Raw genomic sequence first — 18198 nt, 5'->3', positions numbered from 1 at the left:
TAGGAGGCGGGCGGTGGTGCGGCCGGCAGAGTGGAGGGAGGTTCGGGCGGTGAGCGCGAGTGGATGGAGCCTGAGGCCCTGGAGAGGCGCGGACTCCATCCGTTGCGGCGGCGGGTGAGTGCGTGAGTGCGCGCGGGCGTGGTTGCGTGCGAGAGGCCGCAGGCGTACGCGAAAGGCGCGGGTGCTCACACGGACCGCGGTCGTGCGCGCGAGATGCCGCGAGTGTCAGCAGGTGGCCGCGGGGTGTGGCGGACGGTCAGCGGGGGCGCGGGGTGAAGCGGCGGAGGCGGAGGCTGTTCGTGACGACGAAGACCGAGGAGAAGGCCATCGCGGCGCCCGCCAGCACGGGGTTGAGGAGGCCGAGCATCGCCACCGGGATGGCGGCGACGTTGTAGGCGAAGGCCCAGAAGAGGTTGCCCTTGATGATGCCCAGGGTGCGGCGGGCCAGGCGCACGGCATCCGCCGCCGAGGCCAGGTCGTCGTGCATCACGGTGATGTCGGCGGCGGCGATCGCGGCATCCGTTCCGCTGCCCATCGCGATGCCGAGGTCGGCCGCGGCGAGCGCCGCCGCGTCGTTCACGCCGTCGCCGACCATGGCGACGACCCTGCCTTCCGACTGCAGGGCGCGGATGGCCGCGAGTTTGCCCTGCGGGGTCATGCCGGCGCGCACGTCTTCGGGGTCGATGCCGACCTCGGCGGCCACGGCGCGGGCGGCTCCCTCGTTGTCACCGGTGAGCAGAATGGGGCGGAGGCCGAGACGACGGAAGTCGGCGATCGCGGCCGCGCTCGTGGGCTTGATCGCGTCTGCGACGACGAGCACACCGCGCGCCACGCCGTCCCAGGCGACGACCACGGCGGTTGCTCCGTCGCGTTCGGCGGTGTCGAGCGCGACGCGCAGCTCGGCGGGGAGCGGGATGGCCCACTCGGTCGCGAGCCAGTCGGCACGGCCGGCCACGACCACGCGGCCGTCGATGCGGGCCTGCACGCCGTGACCGGCCTCCGCCACGAACGACTCGATGCTCGGCGGGGTTCCGCCGTCGGCGACCGGATGGGGAGCAGCCGCTCGGGTGGCGAGGAGTGACGGACTCGCACCCCGGGCGGTCGAGTCGGCGGATGCGACGTCGGCCGCCTGGGCCGAGGGGGCGGGGGTGGCGGGTGCGGGCACGGCTGCAGCCGCCACGATCGCTCGGGCGATGGGGTGTTCCGATCCGGACTCGACGGCGGCGGCCAGGCGCAGCACCTCGGCGGGGCGCTCGCCCTCGGCGGGCACGACGGTGCGGAGGGTCATCCGGCCGGTGGTGACGGTGCCCGTCTTGTCGAGCACGATGGTGTCGACGCGGCGGGTCTGTTCGAGCACCTGGGGGCCGCGGATGAGGATGCCGAGCTGGGAGCCGCGACCCGTGCCGACCAGGAGCGCGGTGGGGGTGGCGAGGCCGAGTGCACAGGGGCAGGCGATGATGAGGGTGGCCACGGCCGCCGTGAAGGCCTCCTGTGCCGATCCGCCGGTCAGCAGCCAGCCCGCGAAGGCGAGCGCCGACAGGCCGATCACGACCGGCACGAAGACGGCGGAGACGCGGTCGGCCAGACGCTGGACGGCGGCCTTGCCGGTCTGCGCATCCTCGACCAGACGGCCCAGCCGGGCCAACTCGGTGTCGGCGCCCACGCTCGTGATCTCGACGAGCAGGCGGCCGCTGGTGTTCAGGCTCGCGCCGACCACACGGTCGCCGACACCGACGTCGACCGGCACGGGCTCGCCGGTGAGCAGGCTGAGGTCGACGGCGGAGGCGCCGTCTCGCACGACGCCGTCGGAGGCGATCTTCTCGCCGGGGCGCACCACCACCACGTCACCGGGGACGAGGGATGCGACGGGGACGCGCACCTCCCCGGCGTCGGTTCGCAGGGAGGCGTCTTTCGCGCCGAGTTCGAGCAGTGCCCGCAGGGCGGCACCGGAATCGCGCTTGGCCCGCGCCTCGAGGTAGCGGCCGGCGAGGATGAACACGGTGACCGCCGCGGCCACCTCGAGGTAGAGCTCGTCGCCGTGACCGGATGCGATCAGCTGGAAGATCATCGTCATGCCGGGCTCGTCCGCGCTGCCGAAGAACAGCGCCCAGAGCGACCAGCCGAAGGCGGCGAGCACGCCGAGGCTGATCAGGGTGTCCATGGTGACGGCGCCGTGCCGGGCGTTCACGAAGGCGGCGCGGTGGAAGGGCCAGGCGCCCCAGACGGCGACGGGGGCGGCGAGGGTGAGGGCGAGCCACTGCCAGTTCGTGAACTGCAGGGCGGGGATCATCGAGAGCAGCACCACGGGGAGGGCCAGCGCCGCGGAGATCGCGAGGCGGCGGCGCAGGGCCGCGGTCTCGGCGGCGGCGGGGTCGGAGGAGGGTGCGGCGGTCGCGGCGGCGGGGTCGGAGGCGGGTGCGGCGGGCGCGACGGCGGGGCTCGAGCTGGCGGGGTCGGGTGCGGCGGCCACGTCGGCGGGGTCGGGTGCGGCGGCGGGGCCGGCCGCGGCGGCAGGTGTAGGCGCGGCCGTCGACGTGCGATGCGGGGCAGGCGCGGGGGCGGGGCGGAGCGCGGCGGTGGCCCGGTAGCCGGCGGACTCGACCACGGCGATCAGGGCGCCGGAGTCGGGGAGCGGCTCCGCGGCATCCGGAGCCGAGCGGATGCGCGCCTTCTCGGTGGCGTAGTTCACCGAGGCCTCGACGCCCGGCAGGCGGTTGAGCTTGCGCTCGATGCGGTTGGCGCAGGACGCGCAGGTCATGCCGCCGATGACGAGCTCGACCTCGAGCGCCGGCGATCGCTGCTCACCTGCCACGCCGGTCACTCCCCCGCCAGCGCGTACCCGGCCTCGTCGACCGCGGCGGCGACGGCGGCCCGGTCGGCAGCGGCGGCGCCTCGCACCGAGACGAGGGACTCGCCCCCGACGTTCAGGCGCACCTGCACCGTGTCGATGCCGTCGATCGCCGAGATCTCCTCGGTGACGCTCGCGACGCAGTGCGCGCAGGTCATGCCTGTGACGCGGTACTCGATGCCCGCGTCGGCAGCCACACCGTCGACCGCGGGGGCGGGGTGGGCCTCGGATGCCGCGGGGGCGGGGTGGGCCTCGGATGCCGCGGGGGCGGGGTGGGCCTCGGATGCCGCGGGGGCGGGGTGGGCCTCGGATGCCGCGGGGGCGGGGTGGGCCTCGGATGCCGCGGGGGTGGGGTGGGTGTCGGATGCTCCGGGCTCGGCGTGCGAGGCGCAGCCACAGGCGCTCCCGTCGCGGGCGGTGAGACCGAGGTCTGGGTGGGTGAGGTCGTTCATGGTGGTCCTGTTCGTCGAGTGCCGGGGCGCGGGGTCGGCGCGCGGGCGGAGGAGGTGGGGCGTGGGGCGGGCTCCGGCGCGCGGGCGGAGGGCGCGAGGCGCCGGACGGCGGGTGCGAGGTGCCGGGCGGGTGCGAGGTGCCGGGCGGGCGCCTGTGCTCAGGAGCGCACGAGCCGCGCGATCGCGGCCGAGGCCTCGCGGATCTTCTCCTCGGCCACCACACCGCCCTGCGCTCCCGCCTCGGCGACGCAGTGCGTGAGGTGGTCGTCGAGCAGCGCGAGCGCCACCGTCTCGAGCGCCTTCGTGGCCGCCGAGACCTGGGTGAGCACGTCGATGCAGTACGCGTCCTCCTCGATCATGCGGGCTATGCCGCGCACCTGACCCTCGGCCCGGCGCAGCCGCTTCAGCAGCGCATCCTTGTCGTCGACGTATCCGTGCACGAGCATCCTCCACCGATCGGGGCCGTTGTACCCCCTGTGGGTATAGATTATACCCCTACTGGGTATCGTGCAACGAGAGCCCCGACGTAGGCTGAGCCCGGTGGACGACGACGAGCGGATGCGACGGGCCGCGGCCCAGGAGGAGCGCGCGATGCAGGCGCTCGACTCCATCCTGCGCGGCGGCGACCTCGGCGAGGAGACCCTCCGCCTCTCGAACGAGTACACCGACGGGCAGTCCGCCCGATTCCGCGCCTGGCTGCGGCGACTCACCCGCCGCTCCTGACTCCGACGCCATCCGGCCGGGATCAGAACCCGTCGATCTGCGTGGCTCCGCAGGCCGCCCACAGGCGCACGCGGGCGCCGTCGACGTCGTGGGAGTCGACGAAGTCGGCGAGCGCCTGCGCATCGCCGAAACTGCTCGTGGCGGCGATGTCGTAGAACTGCACGACCGTGCCGAAGTCGCCGGCGAGCTCGGCCGGCGGAGCCGCCGTGATCGAGTGCAGGCCCGCCGCGAAGCCGGCCGCCCAGCTGAACGGGTCGGCCGCGCCGGGCAGCGCCGCCGCCGCGATCGCCGCCTGCTCGTCGAACTGGGTGCAGAAGTCACCGTCGTCGCCGTTGGGAGCGGGCTCGGGGTCGGGATCCGCACCCGGCGCCGGATCCGGTTCCTTGGGCTCGTGGTGGGTCACCCACACCATCCCGTCGCCCTTGAGGTTCAGGATGGCGGTCTCCCCCGCCACCTCCTCGAGCGAGCCGCGCACGCTCGCCACCACCGGGTCGATCGCGGCGTTCAGCACGATCGATGCCGCGTTCTGCAGGAACGACGGCACCTTCGCCAGGATGTCGTTCTTCACGCTCTCGACCTGCTTGGCGGCGAGATCGAGGAACTCCCCCACCTCCTTGCGCGGCACCGTCACACTCACCCGCGCGGCCTCGGTGATCTCGGGACCATTGGCGGTCTCGGCGTCTTCGTGCCCGGTGGTGAACTCCACCACGGCCGTCTTGTCGGCCAGGATCTTCGTCTCGGTGCGGTCGAGGGAGATCAGGGTGACGCCCGACTGGATGGTCCAGGTGGCGGGGTCACCCGGCCGGATCAGCGGCGGGATCGTGGCCCCGCTGACCTTGGCGCAGTCCACGAGCGCGGCCGGCCAGTCCTTCGTGAGCGAGAGCGTGCTGGCCGTGAAGGTGCCCTTGGTGCCCGGATCCGGATCGATCGAGAAGGCCGTGTGATCGGCCGGGCCCGGCTTCACCACCAAGCGCTCGTTCGTGAAGTAGCTGAGTACCAGCGAGGCGGTGCCGAGGCCCGAGAGGCCGATCCGCAGGGCGTTCAGGACGGGCGCGGTGACGACCGACACGAGGCCCTCGACCACGCCCTGAGCGAGGCCGATGGCGTGATCGATGAGCGCACCGAGCAGCACGCCGAAGATGCCGAGCTCGCTGATCTTCGAGATCTCGCCCGGGATGACGCGCAGCACGTCGAACAGACCCTGGATGGTCTTCGAGATGAAGCCCGTGACGGTGGTGCAGGGCGCGTCGACGATGCCCGCGGGCGCGGAGGGTGCATCCGGAGCGGTGCGGAACGCGGCGGGCTCGACCGGGGCGGCGGCCGCATCCGGAGCCGGGCCCACGCCGGCGCCCTCGTCGACCGGATCCTCGGCCACGAACGAGCCCTCGGCCTGCGCCGCGGTCATCAGGTCTTGCACGAACAGGGCCACCACGGCCATCGGGAACACGACCGACTCGGGGTGGGTCCAGTCGGTCGGCTCCGGCCTGTCGTCGCTGGTGGCGTAGAGCGTGCGGGCGAGGTCGGCCCCCGGATGCTCGCCCGGCAGGTCGTCGGCGCTGAGGTAGGCGGCGAGCAGGTAGCTCATCCGCGGGTAGCTCGGGTCGACGGGGGCGATGGCGTCGAGCTCGGCGCCGGTGCGGCCGACGCCGGCCGCCGCCTCGGCGATCATGCGGTCGGCCTGGATCTCGGTCATCGTCAGCGAGGTGGGCGCATCCGGAACCGCCGTCTCGTCGGCCACGATTGCGATGCCCGTCGACTGCAGCTGCTCGGGGGTGAGGTCCAGGCCCGCGGAGGCGACCGGCTTGCTCCAGGGGAAGGAGGTGCACCCGCTCACGCCGCTGACGAGCGCGACGATCACCAGGGCGGCGAGAAGAGATCGAGCACGGCGCATGATGGCCTTCCGGGAGCATGCCGGCGAGAGCTGTCGAGCACGCCCAGGCTAGACCCGGGGCATCCGCGTGTCGAGTGCTTTTGCGCCTCGTCGACCCGTCAGGCGATCCCGTTATTCCGGTGCCGAAGCGGTACGGAGTGACGGGTCGGCGGAGGTGGGGAGGGGGGTGGGTGCTGGGCCACGCGCGGGGGTGGTGTGACGCAGGCCCTCGAGCAGGAGGTCGACGCCGAAGGCGAAGGCCTCGGCGGTGTCGGCGCCCGTGCCGGCGACCGCGGGGTCGGGGGCCGTGACGACGCCCAGGCTGTCGTACTGCAGGCGCTGCTGCTCGTGCGAGACGTGGCCGAGCACGAAGTGCAGCAGCGCGGCGGCGGCGCGCGCACTGGTCGACGGGTCGAAGCCGCGCTCGAGGGCGGCGCGCAGCCGCGCCAGCGGCGTGGAGGCGCCGAGCCCCAGCGCGAAGGTGCTCGAGACCACCTCGGCGCCGTCGCGGTAGGCCAGCAGGGCGTCACGGAGGCCGAAGGCCTCGGCCCGGGCGAGCGCGGACCAGTCGGCATCCGGATCGGGCCGCGGGCGCGCGCGGTCGGCGATGCGGTCGGCGAGCTCGGCCAGCAGCGTCTGCTTGTTCGGGAAGTGCCAGTAGAGCGCGCTCGGCTGCACGTCGAGGGCCGCGGCCAGGCGGCGCATCGTGAGGTCGGGCAGGCCGTGGTCGTCGAGGATGCGCAGCGCGGCCTCGGCGACGTCGTCACGCGAGTGACGCCCGTTCCGTGCGCCGGGGTTGTGGGACGAGGCCATGTCCCCACTATAGTGAACACCGTTCAGGTGAACAGCGTTCAGGAGACGATGATGACAAGCGAACCCGCCGCGATCCCGGCCGAGACCACGCCGCTCCGATCGGCACGCCCGGTCTCCCGTCTGGCGATCGACGCCACCGACATCGCACGGATCGCCGTGTTCGCCGCCTTCATCGCGGTGCTCGGCCTGCCCGGAGGCTTCGCCGTGTTCGGCTCGGTGCCGATCACCGCGCAGACCCTCGGCGTGATGCTCGCGGGCGCCGTCCTCGGGGCGTGGCGCGGTGCGATCTCGCTCGTCGTCTTCCTTGCCCTGGTGGCGCTCGGGCTGCCGCTGCTCGCCGGAGGCCACGGCGGGGCCGGCGTGTTCGTCGGGCCGACCGCCGGGTACCTCTTCGGCTGGATCGCGGGAGCCTTCGTCGTCGGCGCGATCGTGCACGCGGGGCGGAAGCGCCTCACCTGGGCGCGCACCATCCTGGGCGTGCTGGTGGGCGGCATCCTCGTGATCTACGCCTTCGGGCTTCCGGTGCAGGCGCTCGTCACGCGCATCCCGCTGCCCGAGACGGCCCTGCAGAGCCTCGTGTTCGTGCCGGGCGACCTGGTGAAGGCCGTGATCGCGGTGGTCATCACGATGACGCTGCAGCGCGCGTATCCGCGGGCCTTCCGCACCGACCGGTTCGCGGGGGCCGGCGGAACGTCTGCGGTGCGATCGACCGCGGGCGCGGCATCCGGAACCGCTCCGGGCGTCTCCTCCGGCACCCCCGAGCGATGAGTCCTGCCCCGATCCTGCTCGACGGCGTCTCGGTGCGCCTCGGCGAGCGCCTCGCTCTCGACGAAGTGTCGGTGCGGCTCGACCAGCAGCGCATCGCGGTGATCGGGGCCAACGGATCGGGCAAGTCGACCTTCGCACGGCTGCTCGGCGGCCTGGTCGCGCCCACCACGGGGGCGGTCTCGGTGCTCGGGCTGGATCCCTCGCGGCAGGCGAAGGAGCTGCGGCGCGCGGTGGGGTTCGTGTTCAGCAATCCGGACGCGCAGATCATCATGCCGACCGTGGCGGAGGACGCCGCGTTCTCGCTGCGGGCGGACAAGCTGCCGAAAGCCGAGGCCGCCGCACGGGCATCCGCGGCCCTGGAGGAGTTCGGGCTGACCGAGCTCGCCGACCGGCCGGCGCACGACCTCTCCGGCGGGCAGAAGCAGCTGCTCGCGCTCTGCGGGGCGCTCATCCGCCGGCCCGAGCTCGTGATCGCCGACGAGCCGACCGCGTACCTGGATGCCCGGAACAGCCGGCTCATCGCCGACCACCTGCTGCGCGACCGCGGGGTCACGGCGCGCGCAACGGAGGCGGGCGGCGTGCGTGGGGAGGCGGCAGCGCCCGCCGATCCGCAGACCGTCGGCGGCGGAGAGGCGGCCCCGCCCGCCGATCCGCCGACCGCCGGCGGCAGCCCTGCCGGCGACCGGGGCCACCGCCTGGTGCTCGTGACGCACGACCTGGCGCTGGCGGCGCGGTGCGACGTGGCCGTGCTGTTCGACGACGGCCGGCTCACCGCGGTGGGTTCACCCGCCGAGGTCGTCGACCGCTACGAGGCGAGCCTCGCGTGCTGACGCTCTACCGTCCCGGGACCGGGTGGATGCACCGCGCCCCCGCGGGCCCGAAGGCGTTCGTGCTGCTGGTGCTGGTGCTGGCGGTGTCGCTGCTGCCCTCCACCTACCTGGCCGCCGGGATCGCCGGCGCGGTGACGGTCGGCGGGTATCTCGTGACCGGGCTCGGGCTGCGCGAGCTCGGCCGGCAGGTCGTGGGGGTGCGCTGGGTGATCGTGATCACGCTGGGGGCGCAGCTGCTCTTCCTGCAGACCGAGCCGGCCATCGCGAACACCTCGCGCGTGCTGGCCGCCATCCTGCTGGCGGCGATGCTCGTGCTCACCACACGGGTGGCGGATCTGCTCGACGCCTTCGAGCGCGGGCTGCAGCCGTTCACGCGGTTCGGGGTCGACCCGGCGCGGGTGGCGCTCGTGCTGGCGGTGGCGATCACGACGGTGCCGGTGCTGATCCGGCTCGCGGCGGGAGTGCGCGAGGCGCAGAAGGCGCGCGGGGCGGGTGGCGGGCTGCAGGCGTTCGTGATCCCGTTCCTGGTGGTGTCGCTCAAGCACGCCGACGACCTGGGCGAGGCGCTCACGGCGCGAGGGGTGGCGTAGCGGATGCTCGTGCGCGTTCCCGGCGACCGCTCGCGGCCCCCTGTGCTCGGCCCGGTCGTCGATGCCCAGACGCGGTGCGTGCACTACCGCACGCCGCTGGACGTGATCGCTCTGCGCTTCGCGTGCTGCGGGTCGCACTACCCGTGCCACCTCTGCCACGAGGCGGCGGCAGGGCACCCGTCGCGCACCTGGCCGGCCTCGGCGCGCGACGAGCTGGCGGTGCTGTGCGGCGTCTGCGGCACCGAGCTCACGATCGCCGAGTACCGCCGCGCCGACGCCTGCCCCGCCTGCGCGGCCCCCTTCAACCCCGGGTGCGCGCTGCACGAGCACCTCTACTTCGATGCGGACGAAGCCTAGCGTCCAGAGAAATCTGACACCTCAGAGATATCTGACACCTTAAAGGTGATTGCCCCGGCGCGCCGACGCATACACGTCTCGTCCGGGGCTTACGGAGGAGATTCTACAGCACTCTTTTATCTGAGACAATGTCACCTCTGCAGGAGGTGGTCATGAGCTCTACCGATCCGAAAACGCTTGAGAAACTCCCGACGATCATCGGCGCGGAACGTCTCACCCCTTATCTCGCCGCGTGCGATGCCGACCCCGCGTGCGATGCCGACCCCGCTTGCGCCGTCCGACTCTATTCCTGGAACATCGAGGCCAGTTGCGCCGTTCTCGGTGCGTTCGCCGCGCTCGAGGTCGGCATCCGCAACGCCATGCACGACGCGCTCGTCAAGCACTTCCAGCGCACCGACTGGTGGAACTCGGCACCGCTTTCACCCCTCGACCGGAGCGCCGTAGACGATGCGGCGCGCCACCTCAACCGCAAGAAGGGTGTCGGATCGTGGACGGCGGGCCATCTCGTAGCAGAACTCAGAACGTCGTTCTGGGAAGGACTTCTGGCCAACAGACACCACGCCGCACTGTGGGTGCCCGCTCTCGCCGGAGCGATCCCGAACCTCACCGGGCGTCGCAGCCACGTTCGGGATCGGCTGGAGCGGTTGCGGCTCCTGCGCAACCGCGCTGCGCACCACGAGCCCATTCACGCTCGCGACCTGACCGTCGATCATCGCTACATGTGCGAGCTCGCGGGATACGTCGCGGTCGACCTGGCGGCCTGGATCCGCAGCTACTCGCGTCTTCCGACCGTCATCGCCGCGAGAGCGAGCACGGTCGACGGAAGCAGGTCGGGCACGTTTTGATCACAGCGCCCGGGACCGGGACGACGGAGACGAAGTGGGACGATCGGTCCCAAGTTATGGGAGTGGGAGTCCCATTCATTTCTCGCTACTCTCGTGGCAACGCTGCGCTGTGCGGCCGGTCGTTTCGGGTTCGATCCACCGCACAGCGCAGCGTCGCATCCGCTGATCGGGGCCTGGGGGCCCGGTCCCGCTGCACTCTGACGGAGGCGCGGCGAAGCGACCCCGTCCGTTCACTTGCGCTTCGCTTGGGAGGGGTACGGTTCCGGCGTGACGATCCTCTCGGGCGGCCAGGCCGTCCCCCCGGCGCTGGACTCCCTGCTCGGCTACAGCGTGCGCGACGACGACGATGACGACCCCGTGCTGGTGCGCACCGACGGCAGCGCCGTCGACACCTGGCGCGAGGGCTACCCCTACGACCAGCGGATGGACCGCACCGAGTACGAGGGCACCAAGCGTCTGCTGCAGATCGAGCTGCTGAAGCTGCAGAACTGGATCAAGCGCGACGGGCGACGGCTCGTGGTGGTGTTCGAAGGGCGCGACGCCGCCGGCAAGGGCGGCACGATCAAGCGCTTCATGGAGCATCTGAATCCTCGGGGCGCTCGCGTGGTGGCGCTCGAGAAGCCCACCGAGCGCGAGGCCGGGCAGTGGTACTTCCAGCGCTACGTGAAGCACCTGCCGGCCGCCGGCGAGATGGTGTTCTTCGACCGCTCCTGGTACAACCGGGCGGGCGTCGAGCGCGTGATGGGCTTCTGCAGCGACGCGGAGTACGCCGAGTTCATCCGCGAGGTTCCGATGTTCGAGTCGATGCTGACGGGATCCGGGATCGACCTCGTGAAACTGTGGTTCTCGGTCTCGGCTGACGAACAGCGCACCCGCTTCGCCATCCGGATGGTCGACCCGGTGCGGCAGTGGAAGCTCTCGCCGATGGACCTCGAGTCGCTGGACAAGTGGCAGCGGTACACGGATGCCAAGGAGGCGATGTTCGCCGCGACCGACACGGCGACCGCGCCGTGGACGGTGGTCAAGTCCAACGACAAGAAGCGCGCCCGCATCGAGGCGATGCGGCACGTGCTGAGCCTGTTCGACTACGACGACAAGGATGCCGAGGTCGCCGGGGTGCCCGACGCCTCGATCGTGGGATCGGCCGTCGACGTCTACGAGCGCGGCGAGCACCGGCCTCTGCGATGACTCCCCGGGTGCACGTGCGGTGGACGCCGCTGCCGGCGGGCGTCGTCGCGCCCGACGCGGTGCAGGCACTGCTGCCGCTACTGAGCGCGGCGGAGCGCGAGCGGTTCGCGGGAACCGCGGACGAGTCCGCCGCAGGGAGGTTCGTGGTGGGGCGGGCCGCCATCCGGATGCTGGCGTCGGAGCTGCTCGACGGTGCGCTTCCGCCGGCCGAGATCGTGGTGAGCGCCCACTGCGCCGTGTGCGGCGGGCCGCACGGGCGTCCCGAGGCGGAACTGCGCTCGGCCAAGGGCCGGCGGATCAGCCTGAGCATCGCGCACTGCGCCGCGGGGGTCGCCGTGGCGGCCATGTGGCGCGGACCCGTGGGCATCGACGTCGAACCCGCGGATGCGACGACCGCCGGCCTGGCCGCGGTGAGTGCGCTCATCCCGTCCGCCGCGCGTCCTGCCGGGCGCAACTGGGAACCGGTGCAGCACTGGACCCGGATGGAGGCCGCGCTGAAGGCCGACGGCCGCGGGCTGACGCTCGACCCGGCGGAGGTGCGGATCGCCTCCGGCGAGGGGGCGATCACGGCGACGCTGCCGCCCGCGCCGGGAGTACCGGGCACCGCCCCGGCCGAGAACCCGAGGGAGGAACCCGCACCGCGCTTCGCGATCGCGGACCTGCGGCTGGATCCCGCCGTGCGCGCGAGCGTGGCCATCGGCCTCCGCGCGCCGAAGGAGGGCAAGAGCAGCAAGGACGGCAAGGCGCAGAAGCCCGATAAGCCGGTAGTCCCTGTCATCAATTGGAAGCGCCTCCCCCTGGACGACCTCACCGCCCACCGGGCGCATCCGTCCCCCGCCTGACCCGCACGCCTGCCGACGACTTGGCAGAAGTCGCCGTCTACGGGCGCCGACTTCGCAGAAGTCGCCGTCTGCGGGCGCCGACTTGGCAGAAGTCGCCGTATTCGGGGGCGACTTGCCACAAGTTATGGCAAGTCGCGGTGGGAGGGTGTGGGAGGGGAGGGGAGGGGGGGCCTCAGGGGGCGAGGGCGGGGAGGGACTCCGTGTGGAGCCAGGCGCCGAAGAAGTCCTGGAGGGGGAGGGAGGTTCGGGATTCGGCGAGCGCCACGAAGGCGGCCGTGTCGGCCGTCGCGTGGGCGTGCTCCGCCGTCCAGGCGGTGAGCAGCGCGAAGAACGGGGCGTCGCCGAGGCGCAGCCGCAGCGCGTGCAGCGTGAGGGCGCCGCGCTTGTAGACGCGGTCGTCGAACATCGAGGCGGCGCCCGGCTCGCCGATCACGAGATCCTGCGGGGCGGCGCGCAACCGGGCGTGGTGCTCGGTCGCCAGAGCGGCCGCCGAGGGCCCGCCGGCCTCCTCCGACCACAGCCACTCGGCGTAGCAGGCGAAGCCCTCGTTCAGCCAGATGTCCTTCCAGGCCGCCAGCCCCACGCTGTTGCCGAACCACTGGTGCGCCAGCTCGTGCGCGATCAGCCGCTCCGACCCGCCCTCGCCGTCGACGTGGTTGGCCCCGAAGATCGCCAGCGCCTGCGCCTCGAGCGGGATCTCCAGCTCGTCCTCGGTGACCACCACCGTGTACCGCGAGAACGGATACGGCCCGAAGGTCGCCGCGAAGAACCGCAGCATGTGCGCGAGGCCGTCGAAGTCGGCGCAGGCCCGGGCGTCGAGCGCGGCCGGATAGGCGTAGTCGACGGGCACGGGCGGCTTGCCGCGGGCGCGGCCCGGGGCATCCGTTCGCCGCTGGTACCGGCCGATCTGCACCGTGGCGAGGTACGCGGCGGTCGGAGCGGTCTGCTCGTAGAGCCAGGTGGTGCGGCCGCTGCGGGTGCTCTTCTCGAGCAGCTCGCCGCTGCAGACGACCGTGTACTCCTGCTCGGCGGAGAGGCGGATGCGGTACGCGGCCTTGTCGCCCGGCCGGTCGTTGCAGGGGAACCAGGTGGAGGATCCGGAGGGCTGCGAGGCCGTGAGCACGCCGTCGTCGAGCTCCTCCCAGCCGATGTGACCCCAAGTGCTGCGCCGCGGGCCGGGCCGCCCGCCGTACTCGATCCGCAGCTCGAACGCGGTTCCGGCCGCGATCGGGGCGTCGGGACGGATCGTGAGGGTGTGGGTGCTCTGGCTGAGCCGCGGCAGGCGCCGCCCGTCGAGCCACACCTTCGAGGCCTTGAGCTTGGAGAGGTCGAGCGTGATGCGGTCGAGTTCCACCACGGCCTCGGCCTGCAGCACGGCCACGCCATCGAGGCGGTTCGTCTCGACCCGGTAGTCGAGCGTCAGGTCGTAGGAGTGCACCCGGTACGACCAGGTGCCGACGCCCGGCGTGTAGGGATCTCCGGAGAACGCGACACCGCGCCCGATCACGCGGCACCCTGCGAGGCGGAGGCGGAGGCGGAGGCGGAGGCCACGGCCGCCGAGATCGCCTCGGGCGAGCGGTACTCCGAGGTGCGCACCTCGCGCCACGGCCCGATCGGGTTGCCGCTCCAGCGCGATCCGCGCGGCACCAGCTCACCGCGCATCACCAGCGACGCCGGCCCCACCGTACCCGAGGTCGCGATGCGCGCGGCCGGCAGGATGACGCTGTGCGGGCCGAGCGTCGCGCCCCGTTCGAGGATGACCGTGTCCAAGCTCATGACTCGATCATGGAACAGATGCGTCTGAACCACACATCCGCGGTTGACCGTCGTGGCGTCGGCGAGGGTGACGAGGTCGGCCTCGGGCAGCCAGTAGGTGTCGATCCAGACGCCCCGGCCGATCCGCGCACCGAGGCTGCGCAGCCACCACACCAGCGCGGGCGTGCCCGCAGCGGCCTGCGCGAACCAGGGCGCGGCCACCATCTCGGTGAAGGTGTCCGACACCTCGCTGCGCCACACGAACCCCGACCAGAGCGGATGCTCGCCCGCCCGGATGCGCCCGATCAGCACCCACTTCGCCACCGTGCTCACCAGCGCGGCCACCGCTCCGGCCGCCAGCAGCACCACGCCCGAGAGCAGCGCGGCCACGAGCACTCCGAAGGCCGACGTGAGCGCCGCGAGCGCGAACAGCACGCCCAGGCCGATGGCGCAGGTGACGAACACCGGCAGGATGCGGCACAGCTCCCACAGGATGCGGGCCACCCGCAGCCGGGCCGGCGGCGAGAAGGTGCGGCTCGGGTCGCCCTGGTTGACGGTGCGGCGCAGACGCACGGCCGGTGACCCCAGCCACGAGGACCCGGCCTTCGCCTTGCGCGGAGCGGAGGAGAGCACGGCCACGAGACCGTCGCGCGGCACGGTGTGACCGGCCGCGGCCATGCCCGAGTTGCCGAGGAAGGCCCGTTCGCCGATCTCGGCGCGCGCCACGCGCATCCGCCCGCCGCCGAGTTCGTAGGATCCCACCAGGGTGTCGTCGGCGAGGAAGGCGCCGTCGCGCACGGTGGTCATGGCTGGGATGAGCAGCACCGTCGAGGCCTCGACGTCGCGGCCGATCTCGGCCCCGAGCATCCGGAGCCAGACCGGCGTGAACAGCCCGGAATAGAGCGGGAAGAGGATGGTGCGCGAGAGGTCGAGCAGGCGCTCGGTCGACCAGAGCTGCCAGCCGATGCGGCCGCGCACGGCGTGGATGCCCTCGGTGACGCCGAGGCCGAGCAGGCGGGTGGTCAGCAGAACGAGGCCGGCGAGCACGACTCCGGCGGCCAGGGTGGCGGGCACCAGCGCGAGGGCGCTGCGGGCCGCTGCCTCGGCCAGGGACGCGGATCCCTCGATGGATGCGGCCACGATGACGCCGCCGACGGCGAAGGCGAGCAGGGGCAGCAGCGACATCGCCACCGAGGAGGCGCCGTAGGCCACGAGCCAACCCGTCTTGCGGGCGGGCCGCTCGGCCGGCCACCACTCGCGTGACTTGCCGACGCGGCGGGCGGGACTGCCGGCCCAGCGCTGGCCGGAGGGCACCCGCCCGAACACCGACGATCCCGGCTCGATCTCGGCGCGCTTGCCGATACGGGTGCCCGGCAGCAGCGTGCTGCGGGCGCCGACCGTGCTGCCGGCGCCGATGCGCACGGCACCGACACGCACGGTGTCGCCGTCGATCCAGTAGCCGGAGAGGTCGACCTCGGGCTCGATCGAGGCGCCACGGCCCACGGTGAGCAGGCCCGTGATGGGCGGGAGGGAGTGCAGGTCGACGTCGTCGGCGATGCGGGCGCCGAGCGCGCGGGCGTAGTAGTTGATCCACGGGGCACCGGCCAGGCTGACGGCGCCGACCTGGTGCGCGATCTGTTCGGCGAGCCAGAGCCGCAGGTGCCAGCGGCCGCCGCGCGGGTAGTCGCCGCCCTGCAGGCCCCGCAGCAGCAGCCGCGAGGCGAGAACCGAGATGCCCATGCGGCCGAAGGGCGTGGCGAAGAGGACGAGCCCGATCACGAGCGCCCACCAGGGCACGACGGGCAGGAAGGCGAAGTCGCCGAAGGGCTGGAGGATGGCCGAGGCCGTGAGCAGGTAGACCAGCCAGCGGAGGCCCGCGAGCACGAACAGCGGCACGCCGAGCACGGTCTGCAGCACCCGCATCCGGAGCGGGGTCTCGCTCACGGAGGGGCCGTCCGAGCCGGTGCCGGATGCGGAGCCCGCCTCGCCCTGCGGATCGGCGAACCCCGGCACGCGCAGCGCGATCTCGGCGGCCATCGCCCCGAGCCGCGGATGCGAGTAGACGTCCGCCACCGTGAACTCCGGGTCGATCTCGCGAAGGCCCGCCACCAGCTGGGCGGCGGCGAGCGATCCGCCGCCGAGATCGAAGAAGTTGGCGGCGGGGTCGGTGACGGGGGCACCGAGCACCGCCGTCCAGAGCGCGGCCACCTGCCGCAGGCCGGGGTCGAGCTCGTCGAGGCTCCCGGCGTCGCCGACCCCCTCCGTGCTGCCGGCCATGCCGGGAAGCGGCCACGGCAGGGCGGCCTTGTCGACCTTGCCCGAGGTGCGGGTGGGCAGGTCGTCGAGCACGGCGAGCAGCGGCACGAGGGCGGCGGGCAGTTCTTCGCGCAGGCGTCGCACGGCGTCGTCGCGGTCGAAGGTCTGCGGATCGGCGGCCACGAGGTAGCCCACCAGCATCTGGTTGCCGGCCGCGGTCGTGCGCACGGCGACGGCGGCACCCGAGACGCCCGGCAGCTGCTGCAGGGCGGACTCGATCTCGCCGAGCTCGATCCGCCGGCCGCCGACCTTCACCTGGTCGTCGGCGCGGCCCTGGAAGACGAGGCCCTCGCTGTCGAAGCGCACCAGGTCGCCCGAGCGGTAGGCGCGCTCCCATCCGAGGCTCGGCATGGGCGCGTACTTCTCGGCGTCCTTCGCGGGGTCGAGGTAGCGCGCGAGGCCCACGCCGCCGATGATCAGCTCACCGATCTCGCCCTCGCCCACGCGCGCTCCGGACGCATCGACGACCGCCAGGTTCCAGCCGTCCAGCGGCAGACCGATCCGCACCGGTCCGGGGCCGCCGAGCGGGGCGGCGCAGGCCACGACGGTCGCCTCGGTGGGGCCGTAGGTGTTCCACACCTCACGGCCGCCGCTCGAGAGCCGCTCCCCCAGCTCGGGCGGACAGGCCTCGCCGCCGAAGATCAGCAGGCGCACGTTCTCGAGCGATTCCGCCGGCCACAGGGCGGCGAGCGTCGGCACGGTCGAGACGATCGTGATGTCGCGGGTGATCAGCCAGGGGCCCAGATCCATGCCGCTGCGCACGAGCGAGCGCGGGGCCGGCACGAGGCAGGCGCCGTGCGCCCAGGCGAGCCACATCTCCTCGCAGGAGGCGTCGAAGGCCACCGAGAGACCGGCCAGCACGCGATCGCCCGGGCCGATCGGCTCGGCCTGCAGGAACAGGCGGGACTCGGCGTCGACGAAGGCGGCGGCCGAGCGGTGGCTCACGGCGACGCCCTTGGGCGTGCCGGTGGAGCCGGAGGTGAAGATGATCCAGGCGTCGTCCTCGGGCCGCGGCGGCGAGAGGATCGGCAGCGCCGCCGTGCTCGCGTGCGGCGGCTCGACCCGGGCGAACAGGCGCGTGCCGGCCTCGGCGGGCGTGAGGGCGGCGACGTCGGTCCCGGATGCGACGACCGCGGTGGCGACATCCGGAACCGGCTCGGGCTGCGCAGCACTCCGCGGGCTGTAGTGGCCCGTGCCCGTGATGATGCCGGCCACGGCGGCCTCGCCGAACACCAGGTCGGCGCGCTCCTGGGGGTCGTCGGCGTCGACGGGCACGTAGGCGGCCCCGGCGGCCAGCACCGCGAGGATGGAGATGTACAGCTCGCGACGCCCCGACTCCATCCGGATGCCGACGCGATCGCCGCGGCGCACCCCCGCCGCGTGCAGCTCCGCGGCGGTGGCGAGCACGCGCGCCATCAGCTCGCGATAGCTCAGCGCGCCGCGGGCGTCTTCGAGCGCCGAGACCTCGGGATGCTCGGCCACCGACCGGCGGAACACATCGAGCAGGGTGCGCGGCGGCGCGGCCTCCGCGCTCCGGTCGAGAACGGCCTGAGGGCGCCCGGGGGCCGCGGCGGGGCTCACGATCCGGAGTCGCTCGTCGCTGCCTCGTCAGAGCTCTCGGGCGCCGCGTCTTCGGCCGCGCCGTGCTTCGGAGCGCTCCCCTTCGCGCCATCCTTCGCGGCCGACTTGCGCGCCTTGATGGCGTCGCGCTCCGCCTTCAGCGACGCGACGGTCTCCTCGGCGAGCCGCGGGTCGGGGATGTCGAGGAACGGGCTCTCGGTCGCGGTGCGCGAGTAGACGGCCGAGGCGTAGGCGGCGGCCGCGCGGCGCACCTTCGCGTTCGCGCGGGCGACCTTGTCGGCACGCACCTTGTCGGCGGAGACGACCTCGGCATGGTGCTTCAGCGCTTCCGTCAGCTTGGAGAGCGCGGAATCGATTTTCTTGGACATGGGGGTCATTGTGCACGACGAAGGTTAACGATCGGATGCCCCGGCCGGAATC

At 73.0% G+C, this 18198-nt stretch carries 16 protein-coding genes; 8 read left to right on the top strand and 8 right to left on the bottom strand.

Translation table 11 applies throughout. The features are described from left to right. Positions 1-256 precede the first annotated feature (256 nt). The 3 genes from ACN4JJ_RS08850 to ACN4JJ_RS08840 all read right to left on the bottom strand — a co-directional run bounded on the left by ACN4JJ_RS08850 (position 257) and on the right by ACN4JJ_RS08840 (position 3746). Positions 257-2758 carry a heavy metal translocating P-type ATPase gene (locus tag ACN4JJ_RS08850; RefSeq protein WP_440709573.1) on the bottom strand — a complete coding sequence of 834 codons (2502 nt, stop codon included), beginning with the start codon at positions 2756-2758 and terminating at the stop codon, positions 257-259. A 59-nt stretch (positions 2759-2817) separates the two neighbouring features. Then, complete coding sequence (locus ACN4JJ_RS08845; RefSeq protein WP_440709540.1) at positions 2818-3300, bottom strand: heavy-metal-associated domain-containing protein; 483 nt, start codon at positions 3298-3300, stop codon at positions 2818-2820. 158 nt (positions 3301-3458) lie between these two features. Then, the gene (locus ACN4JJ_RS08840; RefSeq protein ID WP_440709539.1) at positions 3459-3746 is read right to left on the bottom strand and encodes a metal-sensitive transcriptional regulator; all 288 of its coding nucleotides are present in this window, start codon (positions 3744-3746) and stop codon (positions 3459-3461) included. A gap of 94 nt (positions 3747-3840) precedes the next feature. Here ACN4JJ_RS08840 and ACN4JJ_RS08835 point away from each other — a divergent pair, with 94 nt between their 5' ends. Then, complete coding sequence (locus tag ACN4JJ_RS08835; protein ID WP_440709538.1) at positions 3841-4023, top strand: hypothetical protein; 183 nt, start codon at positions 3841-3843, stop codon at positions 4021-4023. A gap of 22 nt (positions 4024-4045) precedes the next feature. On the opposite strand, the gene ACN4JJ_RS08830 is transcribed toward ACN4JJ_RS08835, so the two are convergent. Both ACN4JJ_RS08830 and ACN4JJ_RS08825 read right to left on the bottom strand, forming a co-directional pair. Then, entirely contained in the window at positions 4046-5914 is a 1869-nt protein-coding gene (locus ACN4JJ_RS08830; RefSeq protein ID WP_440709537.1) for a hypothetical protein, read from the bottom strand. Positions 5915-6025: 111 nt separating this feature from the next. Continuing rightward, the gene (locus ACN4JJ_RS08825) at positions 6026-6706 is read right to left on the bottom strand and encodes a TetR family transcriptional regulator (RefSeq protein ID WP_440709536.1); all 681 of its coding nucleotides are present in this window, start codon (positions 6704-6706) and stop codon (positions 6026-6028) included. Positions 6707-6757: 51 nt separating this feature from the next. Between ACN4JJ_RS08825 and ACN4JJ_RS08820 the strand changes: the two genes are divergently transcribed. From ACN4JJ_RS08820 to ACN4JJ_RS08790, 7 genes are all read left to right on the top strand, one after another. Then, complete coding sequence (locus tag ACN4JJ_RS08820) at positions 6758-7474, top strand: biotin transporter BioY (RefSeq protein ID WP_440709535.1); 717 nt, start codon at positions 6758-6760, stop codon at positions 7472-7474. Then, complete coding sequence (locus ACN4JJ_RS08815; protein WP_440709534.1) at positions 7471-8304, top strand: energy-coupling factor ABC transporter ATP-binding protein; 834 nt, start codon at positions 7471-7473, stop codon at positions 8302-8304. Before ACN4JJ_RS08820 ends, ACN4JJ_RS08815 begins: the two co-directional genes overlap by 4 nt. Continuing rightward, positions 8298-8894: an energy-coupling factor transporter transmembrane component T family protein gene (locus ACN4JJ_RS08810; RefSeq protein WP_440709533.1), complete on the top strand. Its 597-nt coding sequence runs from the start codon at positions 8298-8300 to the stop codon at positions 8892-8894. Before ACN4JJ_RS08815 ends, ACN4JJ_RS08810 begins: the two co-directional genes overlap by 7 nt. A 9-nt stretch (positions 8895-8903) precedes the next feature. After that, entirely contained in the window at positions 8904-9251 is a 348-nt protein-coding gene (locus tag ACN4JJ_RS08805) for a CHY zinc finger protein (protein ID WP_440709532.1), read from the top strand. 152 nt (positions 9252-9403) lie between these two features. After that, entirely contained in the window at positions 9404-10096 is a 693-nt protein-coding gene (locus ACN4JJ_RS08800) for a hypothetical protein (RefSeq protein ID WP_440709531.1), read from the top strand. A gap of 267 nt (positions 10097-10363) precedes the next feature. Next, positions 10364-11284 (top strand): polyphosphate kinase 2, encoded by a 921-nt coding sequence (ppk2, locus tag ACN4JJ_RS08795; protein WP_291054592.1) that lies wholly within the window; start codon positions 10364-10366, stop codon positions 11282-11284. An 8-nt stretch (positions 11285-11292) separates the two neighbouring features. Next, complete coding sequence (locus tag ACN4JJ_RS08790) at positions 11293-12126, top strand: 4'-phosphopantetheinyl transferase family protein (protein ID WP_440709530.1); 834 nt, start codon at positions 11293-11295, stop codon at positions 12124-12126. A 172-nt stretch (positions 12127-12298) separates the two neighbouring features. Here ACN4JJ_RS08790 and ACN4JJ_RS08785 read toward each other — a convergent pair whose 3' ends face one another. From ACN4JJ_RS08785 to ACN4JJ_RS08775, 3 genes are read right to left on the bottom strand one after another with little or no spacing between them, the layout of a single operon-like run. Then, complete coding sequence (locus ACN4JJ_RS08785) at positions 12299-13633, bottom strand: M1 family metallopeptidase (RefSeq protein WP_440709529.1); 1335 nt, start codon at positions 13631-13633, stop codon at positions 12299-12301. After that, positions 13630-17778, bottom strand: coding sequence for a Pls/PosA family non-ribosomal peptide synthetase (locus tag ACN4JJ_RS08780; RefSeq protein WP_440709528.1), 4149 nt, complete (start codon positions 17776-17778; stop codon positions 13630-13632). Before ACN4JJ_RS08780 ends, ACN4JJ_RS08785 begins: the two co-directional genes overlap by 4 nt. Further along, positions 17775-18146, bottom strand: a complete 372-nt coding sequence (locus ACN4JJ_RS08775) for a hypothetical protein (RefSeq protein WP_440709527.1) — start codon at positions 18144-18146, stop codon at positions 17775-17777. The genes ACN4JJ_RS08780 and ACN4JJ_RS08775 overlap by 4 nt, the downstream gene beginning before the upstream one ends. Positions 18147-18198: the final 52 nt, after the last annotated feature.

The sequence above is a fragment of the Herbiconiux dendrobii genome (genome assembly GCF_052048175.1).
Classification (GTDB): Bacteria; Actinomycetota; Actinomycetes; order Actinomycetales; family Microbacteriaceae; genus Herbiconiux.
The sequence above is the reverse complement of the archived record's forward strand: the minus strand, read 5'-3'. Positions and strand labels throughout refer to the sequence as shown.

Bases quoted from the DNA above. Each gene is read 5' to 3' on its own strand.
- ACN4JJ_RS08815 (WP_440709534.1), top strand. From the start codon at position 7,471: ATGAGTCCTGCCCCGATCCTGCTCGACGGCGTCTCGGTGCGCCTCGGC.
- ACN4JJ_RS08840 (WP_440709539.1), bottom strand. From the start codon at position 3,746: ATGCTCGTGCACGGATACGTCGACGACAAGGATGCGCTGCTGAAGCGG.
- ACN4JJ_RS08830 (WP_440709537.1), bottom strand. From the start codon at position 5,914: ATGCGCCGTGCTCGATCTCTTCTCGCCGCCCTGGTGATCGTCGCGCTC.
- ACN4JJ_RS08825 (WP_440709536.1), bottom strand. From the start codon at position 6,706: ATGGCCTCGTCCCACAACCCCGGCGCACGGAACGGGCGTCACTCGCGT.
- ACN4JJ_RS08775 (WP_440709527.1), bottom strand. From the start codon at position 18,146: ATGTCCAAGAAAATCGATTCCGCGCTCTCCAAGCTGACGGAAGCGCTG.
- ACN4JJ_RS08800 (WP_440709531.1), top strand. From the start codon at position 9,404: ATGAGCTCTACCGATCCGAAAACGCTTGAGAAACTCCCGACGATCATC.
- ACN4JJ_RS08845 (WP_440709540.1), bottom strand. From the start codon at position 3,300: ATGAACGACCTCACCCACCCAGACCTCGGTCTCACCGCCCGCGACGGG.
- ACN4JJ_RS08820 (WP_440709535.1), top strand. From the start codon at position 6,758: ATGACAAGCGAACCCGCCGCGATCCCGGCCGAGACCACGCCGCTCCGA.
- ACN4JJ_RS08850 (WP_440709573.1), bottom strand. From the start codon at position 2,758: ATGACCTGCGCGTCCTGCGCCAACCGCATCGAGCGCAAGCTCAACCGC.